The organism is Streptomyces sp. AC602_WCS936, assembly GCF_019049125.1.
Taxonomy (GTDB): domain Bacteria; phylum Actinomycetota; class Actinomycetes; order Streptomycetales; family Streptomycetaceae; genus Streptomyces.
Genome location: NZ_JAGMUF010000093.1, coordinates 1 through 6,425, shown reverse-complemented (window position 1 = coordinate 6,425; position 6,425 = coordinate 1). Strand labels below are relative to the sequence as shown.

Genomic DNA, 6,425 nt, shown 5'->3' with positions numbered 1-6,425 from the left:
GCCCCGACCGTCACCCAGGCCCTGACCGACGCCCCCGCCCCGGCCCCGGCCTTCACCCAGGTCCTGACCGACGTCCCCGCCCCGGTCCCGGCCCGCGTCCCGGCTCGGGGACCGACGGGCGCCCGGCCCTCGGCCCTCGTTCCGGTCCGCGCCCTCGCCGTCCCCGCCCGGACCCCGCTGCTCCCGGTTCACGTCCGTGGCACCGGGCTGCGCCGGGACCCGGGCCGCCGCGGACCCTCCCGTCACCGAGGATGCCGCGGACGCCCCCGACACCGCCGACGCCCCGGGCCCCTGCGCACTCGGCTTCACGGGTCCTCCTGAGGGACGTGTCGGTACTTGGGGTCATTACGGCGAGTTGTCACTTGTCCGTCAAGCACCATAAAGGCACCGGCCGCCAGTTCAAATCCCGAGGATCTTCGGTAAGGTAAGGCTTACCTCAAGCTGTCCGTTCGTTCCGACGTGGATCGGTGGTCCCGCATGCCTGTCACCCGCACGGCCCTCACGGACGCCTACGCGCGCCTGACCGAGGTCCTTCCGGGGCTGGGCGTCACCGAACTGGACCCGGCCGGCGAGGTCCCGGCCGGCGGCGGCTGGGTCGCGGCCGGCTCGCTCGCCGCGGGCGGCACGGAGCTGGAGGCGTTCCTCGCCTGGGACGACGCCCAGGTGCTGCGGGACTACGGGCAGCGGGCCCGCCCGGACGTCGTGGCGAGCTTCGGTCTGCACCGGTACGCGTGGCCGGCCTGCCTGCTGATCACCGTGCCGTGGTTCCTGCACCGCCGGGTGCCCCGCTACCCCGCCGCTCACGTCGCCTACGACCGCTCCGCCGCCGGCCTTCCCCTCGGCCGGATGGCCGTGCGCCCCGCCGGCTTCGCCTGCCTGCCCGGCGACCCGGCCGCCGCCCTGCCCGGCGCCCGCGTGGTCGCCGACGAGGAGGCGCTGCGAGTGGAGGTGCGGGCGGCGGTCGCCGAGCACCTGGAGCCGGTACTGGCCGGATTCGGCCCCCGGATGCGGCGGCGCGGACGCGCCCTGTGGGGCATGGCGACCGACGAGGTCGTCGAGGGCCTCTGGTACGTCGCCCATCTGCTCGGCGAGCAGGAGCGGGCCCGCCGCGAGCTGGAACTCCTGCTGCCGGGCGCGACCAAGCCCTACGTCGGCGACGCGGCGTTCCGCGAGCTGACCGGACCGGACGGCGAACCGCTGCACACCCGGGACCGCGCGAGCTGCTGCATGTTCTACACGGTGCGCCCCGAGGACACCTGCGCGACCTGCCCGCGCACCTGCGACGCGGACCGCGTGGGCAAGCTGCTCGCCACGGCGGGCTGAGCCGCCCACGCAGCGCAGGTACTTCCCCCGGAACCACCCGCACGGGTGGTCTTAATCGAACTCATCTCCCGCCCTCCGCAAGGCAGTTCGAGCAGAACGCCGCCCTGGGCGCCCTCTCTCACTCCCTTGGCGGCCTCTTGCCCCGAAACCCCCTGAGGGCCGCCGGGTCTGGGCCACCATGGCGGGCGTCACGCCCTATCCCAAGGCAAGGGACCCCAGATGAGATTGACCGACATATCGCTGAACTGGCTGCTTCCGGGCGCCGTGCTGCTCCTGGGCATGCTGGCGGCGGTGGCGGTGCTCGCGCGAGGCAAGCGCTCCTCGGGGAAGGACGAGGGCGCGGACGACTCGTGGGAGCGCATGGAGGAGCGGCGCAGGCGCAAGGAAGCCCTCTACGGCAGCGTCTCCTATGTCCTGCTCTTCTGCTGTGCCGCGGTCGCCGCGGCGCTCTCCTTCCACGGTCTGGTCGGCTTCGGCGAGCAGAACCTCGGCCTGAGCGGCGGCTGGCAGTACCTGGTCCCGTTCGGGCTCGACGGGGCGGCGATGTTCTGCTCCGTCCTCGCGGTGCGCGAGGCCAGCCACGGTGACGCGGCGCTCGGCTCCCGCATACTCGTGTGGACCTTCGCGTTCGCGGCGGCGTGGTTCAACTGGGTGCACGCGCCCCGCGGCATCGGTCACGCGGGCGCCCCGCACTTCTTCGCGGGCATGTCCCTGTCGGCGGCGGTCCTGTTCGACCGCGCCCTGAAGCAGACCCGCCGGGCGGCGCTGCGCGAGCAGGGCCTGGTGCCCCGCCCGCTGCCGCAGATCCGCATGGTGCGCTGGCTGCGGGCCCCCCGGGAGACGTACCGCGCTTGGTCGCTGATGCTCCTGGAGGGCGTGCGCAGCCTCGACGAGGCCGTCGAGGAGGTGCGCGACGACATGCGCAAGAAAGAGGAGGCCAAGCAGCGCCGGCGCGAGCAGGAGCGTCTGGAGCGGGCCCAGCTCAAGGCGATCAGCCGGGGTCACGGCCACCGGGGCTTCCCCGGGCGGGGCGGCCGGCAGGTCGAGGTCGAGGTGCAGCAGGTGGAGCGCGGCACCGAACGGGCCACCGCGGAGCCTGCCATATCGACCCCGGAGCCCCTGCCCGTACGCCGACGGCCCTCCTTGCAGCCCGTGCGGAACGGAGCTGACCCGGTCACCGTCGACCTCACCGCGGAGGACGACACGCAGGCCCTGCCGCGGCTGGACTCCCTGGAGCGCAAGCTCAAGGACCTGGAGCAGCAGTTCGGCTAGCCGCAGCCGGAGGCCGACGGTGTGACGGGCCGCCGGGCTCCCGGCGGCCCGTCACACCGTCTCGGCGTCCAGTTCGAACCAGACCGACTTTCCCGTCCCGCAGGTCCGCACGCCCCAGTCGTCGGCGAGGGACTGCACGAGGAGCAGGCCTCTGCCGCCGGTGCTCTCCTCCGGACGCGGCGTGCGCGGCCGGGGCAGCCCGTCGGCGCGGTCCCGCACCTCGACCCGCAGCGCACTCGGTCCGACCGTGGCCGTCAGGACCGCGCCCTCGTCGGTGTGGACGAGGGCGTTGGTGACGAGCTCGCTGGTGAGCAGCTCCGCGATCTCCGACCGTCCGGGACCGCCCCAGTGCCGCAGCAGCTCACGCAGCGCCCGCCGGGCCTCGGGCACCGCCCGCAGGTCCGCCCGTCCGAGTCGTCGCCTGAGCTGTGGCACCGCCTTCCTTTCCATGTCCCCCGTCCGCGTGCTGATGTCGTTCCCTCCCTGTTCGAACACCTTCACGGGGGAAGCCTTGCCCGTTCGGACCCCGGGCAGTCATGTCGATTCGCCGACGGCCCTCACGACGGCCGTGCCGTCGGTCACGGTCGCGGCACGTTCCGCAGGTTCGAGCGGGCCATCTGGAGCATCCGCCCGACGCCGCCGTCCAGCACGATCTTGGAGGCGGACAGCGCGAAGCCGGTGACCATGTCGGCGCTGATCTTCGGCGGGATGGACAGGGCGTTGGGGTCGGTGACGACGTCGACCAGGGCCGGCCCCTTGTGCTTGAACGCGGCCTTCAGCGCCCCGGCCAGCTCCTTGGGCTTCTCCACCCGCACCCCGAAGGCGCCGCAGGCCTCGGCGACGGCGGCGAAGTCCGGGTTGGCGTTGGCCACGCCGTGCGAGGGCAGGCCCGCGACCAGCATCTCCAGCTCGACCATGCCGAGCGAGGAGTTGTTGAAGAGCACGACCTTCACGGGCAGGTCGTGCTGGACGAGAGTGAGGAAGTCGCCCATCAGCATCGTGAACCCGCCGTCGCCGGACATCGACACGACCTGCCGGCGCCGGTCGGTGAACTGGGCGCCGATCGCCATCGGCAGCGCGTTCGCCATCGAACCGTGCGAGAAGGAGCCGATGACGCGGCGCTTGCCATTGGGCTGGATGTAGCGGGCCGCCCACACGTTGCACATGCCGGTGTCGACGGTGAACACGGCGTCGTCGTCGGCCATCTCGTCGAGCACGGCGGCGACGTACTCGGGGTGGATCGGGACGTGCTTGTCGACCTTGCGGGTGTACGCCTTGACCACGCCCTCCAGCGCGTCGGCGTGCTTCTTCAGCATCCGGTCGAGGAAGCGGCGGCTCTTCTTCTCCTTCACCCGCGGGATCAGGCAGCGCAGGGTCTCCTTCGCGTCGCCCCACACCGCGAGGTCCAGCTTGGAGCGCCGGCCCAGGTGCTCGGGCCGGACGTCGACCTGCGCGATCTTCACGTCGTCGGGAAGGAAGGCGTTGTACGGGAAGTCCGTGCCGAGCAGGATCAGCAGGTCGCACTCGTGGGTGGCCTCGTAGGCGGCGCCGTACCCGAGCAGGCCGCTCATCCCCACGTCGTACGGGTTGTCGTACTGGATCCACTCCTTGCCCCGCAGGGCGTGCCCGACCGGGGACTTGATCTTCCCGGCGAACTCCATCACCTCGGCGTGCGCGCCCGCCGTGCCGGCGCCGCAGAACAGGGTGACCCGGTCGGCGTCGTCGATCAGCCGCACCAGCCGGTCGATCTCCTCGTCGCCGGGCCGGACGGTCGGCCGGGAGGTGACGAGGGCCGTCTCCGCGGCCTTCTCCGGCGCGGGCTCGTCGGCGATGTCGCCGGGCAGCGAGACGACGCTGACGCCGCCCTGGCCGACGGCGTGCTGGATGGCGGTCTGGAGCAGCCGGGGCATCTGCTTGGGGCTGGAGATCAGCTCGCTGTAGTGGCTGCACTCGCGGAAGAGCTGGTCGGGGTGGGTCTCCTGGAAGAAGCCGAGGCCGATCTCGCTGGACGGGATCTGCGAGGCGAGGGCGAGGACGGGGGCCGCGGAGCGGTGGGCGTCGTAGAGGCCGTTGATGAGGTGGAGGTTGCCGGGGCCGCAGGAGCCGGCGCAGGCGGTGAGCTTCCCGGTGATCTGGGCCTCGGCCCCGGCGGCGAAGGCGGCCGTCTCCTCGTGCCGCACGTGCACCCACTCGATGCCCGTGTGGCGGCGCACGGCGTCCACCACCGGGTTGAGGCTGTCGCCGACGACTCCGTAGAGGCGCTTGACTCCGGCGCGGGTGAGGATGTCGACGAACTGTTCCGCGACGTTCTGTTTGGCCATGGCTCCAGCTATGGCACACCGAGCGGCGTCACGCCTCCCAAACGGCGGCGGCCGTACGGTCGTCGGCGTAACCCTTGACCCGGACGCGGCTGTCGGCGAGGAACTCCGCGAGGCCCGGCGGGGTACGGCCGGACCACCGCCGGGCGAGGAGTGTGCCCAGCTCGGGCTCGTTGAGCAGCGGCTCGGCGAGGCCCGCGGTACACATCAGCAGCACATCACCCGGGCGGGCTACGGAGGCGCGGAAGCGGAAGGGTTGGCGGGGCGGCCCGGCGGGCGGGTCGTGGTGGGGGCCGGGCGGGGTGGTGGCGCCGAGGTCCATGGTGAGCCGGTCTCCCTCGGGCGTCTCGGCGGGCGGCGAGCCGAACCCGACGACGGGTTCGCCCGCGACCTCGCCGGCGCTCGGCTCCATGTTCTGCCAGGCCCCGTCCCGCAGCCGGAGCAGTCCGCCCGCGCCGACGCCGAAGTACACCCGCGTACGGCACCCGGGGTCGGCGGGCAGCAGCAGGCAGCGCAGGGTGGCCGCGTACTCGTCGGGGCTCAGGCCCTGGTCGGCGGCGCCGGCGCGGAGCCGGCCGAGGCTGCGGTCGGTGAGCCGGTGCAGCCCGGACTTCAGCTCGCCGCGGCGCCCGGCCCGCAGGTCCTGACCGAGCCGGTCGTGGCTGCGGCCCACGGCCCGCCCGATCCACCGGCACACCTCGGCCGCCGCCCGGTGCGCGCCGGCACTCGCGCGGGCCCCGGTGGCCATCGCCACCAGCACCAACGCCTGCTCCCCCGCGCCGAAGCGGGCGACGAGCAGCGCGTCGCGGCGCGGGTCGCCCCGGTAGCGCGCGGAGTCGCCCCGCACGGAGACGGCCCGCAGGGTGCAGGTCCCGTACCGGGCGCCGTCCAGCACCGTGTCCGCCACCAGCCCGTCCAGCCCGTCGGGGTCGGCGGGCGGCAGCGCGGTGGGCTCGGGGTCGTAGGTGGGCGGCCCGGAGCCCACGTAGTCGCGGTCGGCGGGCGGCATCGAGGGGAGGAACGGGGGCGGCAGCGGCGGCAGCACGGGGGCGTCCCCGGCCGGCGGCGGTGGCGCGGACTCGCCGGAGCCCGGCACGGAGCCGCCGGCGGCCGGCTCCGAGAGATCGGCGTCCCCGGTCCCCGAGGTCGTACGCCCACGCGTCCACACCCGACGCCCACCGCCGGGCGGAACCAACGCTGCCGCGGGGGAGGCGGTGCCGTCGGCCGCCGGGCCGGGCGGGGGCTGTGGAGGGCCGGAGGGCTTCGCCGGGGGCTGGGCGGGACCGGCGGAGTCGTCCACGGCCCGCGCACCCGTGGGCGACTCGGCCGCCCACGGCTCCGGACCGGCCGGCCCGCCCACGGGGTCTGCGGGGCCGGGCTGTTCACTCTCCGGGGAGGGCGGGGCGGGCCGTGCGGACTGCCGCACGGTCGGGGCGGCCGGGAAGTTCGCCGGTCCGGGGGGTATGGCGGGTGGCGGTTCCCACGGGGCCCGTGGTGGGGGTGGGCCGGGGT

Annotated in this window: 5 protein-coding genes and 1 pseudogene; 2 read left to right on the top strand and 4 right to left on the bottom strand. The window is 74.2% G+C overall.

Features of this window, described 5'->3' with window-relative positions; all coding sequences use genetic code 11:
- Positions 1-309: pseudogene (locus KUM03_RS29105) on the bottom strand (hypothetical protein); the annotation flags it as partial.
- Positions 310-477: 168 nt separating this feature from the next.
- Here KUM03_RS29105 and KUM03_RS29100 point away from each other — a divergent pair.
- Both KUM03_RS29100 and KUM03_RS29095 read left to right on the top strand, forming a co-directional pair.
- Positions 478-1,323 carry a (2Fe-2S)-binding protein gene (locus KUM03_RS29100; RefSeq protein ID WP_217253106.1) on the top strand — a complete coding sequence of 282 codons (846 nt, stop codon included), beginning with the start codon at positions 478-480 and terminating at the stop codon, positions 1,321-1,323.
- A gap of 219 nt (positions 1,324-1,542) precedes the next feature.
- Positions 1,543-2,595, top strand: coding sequence for a DUF2637 domain-containing protein (locus KUM03_RS29095; protein WP_217253104.1), 1,053 nt, complete (start codon positions 1,543-1,545; stop codon positions 2,593-2,595).
- A gap of 51 nt (positions 2,596-2,646) precedes the next feature.
- Here KUM03_RS29095 and KUM03_RS29090 read toward each other — a convergent pair whose 3' ends face one another.
- The 3 genes from KUM03_RS29090 to KUM03_RS29080 all read right to left on the bottom strand — a co-directional run bounded on the left by KUM03_RS29090 (position 2,647) and on the right by KUM03_RS29080 (position 6,213).
- Positions 2,647-3,045 carry an ATP-binding protein gene (locus tag KUM03_RS29090; protein ID WP_217253110.1) on the bottom strand — a complete coding sequence of 133 codons (399 nt, stop codon included), beginning with the start codon at positions 3,043-3,045 and terminating at the stop codon, positions 2,647-2,649.
- A gap of 128 nt (positions 3,046-3,173) precedes the next feature.
- Positions 3,174-4,916, bottom strand: a complete 1,743-nt coding sequence (locus KUM03_RS29085) for a pyruvate dehydrogenase (RefSeq protein ID WP_217253102.1) — start codon at positions 4,914-4,916, stop codon at positions 3,174-3,176.
- A 28-nt stretch (positions 4,917-4,944) separates the two neighbouring features.
- Positions 4,945-6,213 carry a protein phosphatase 2C domain-containing protein gene (locus tag KUM03_RS29080; RefSeq protein ID WP_308406442.1) on the bottom strand — a complete coding sequence of 423 codons (1,269 nt, stop codon included), beginning with the start codon at positions 6,211-6,213 and terminating at the stop codon, positions 4,945-4,947.
- Between the last annotated feature and the right edge of the window lie 212 nt (positions 6,214-6,425).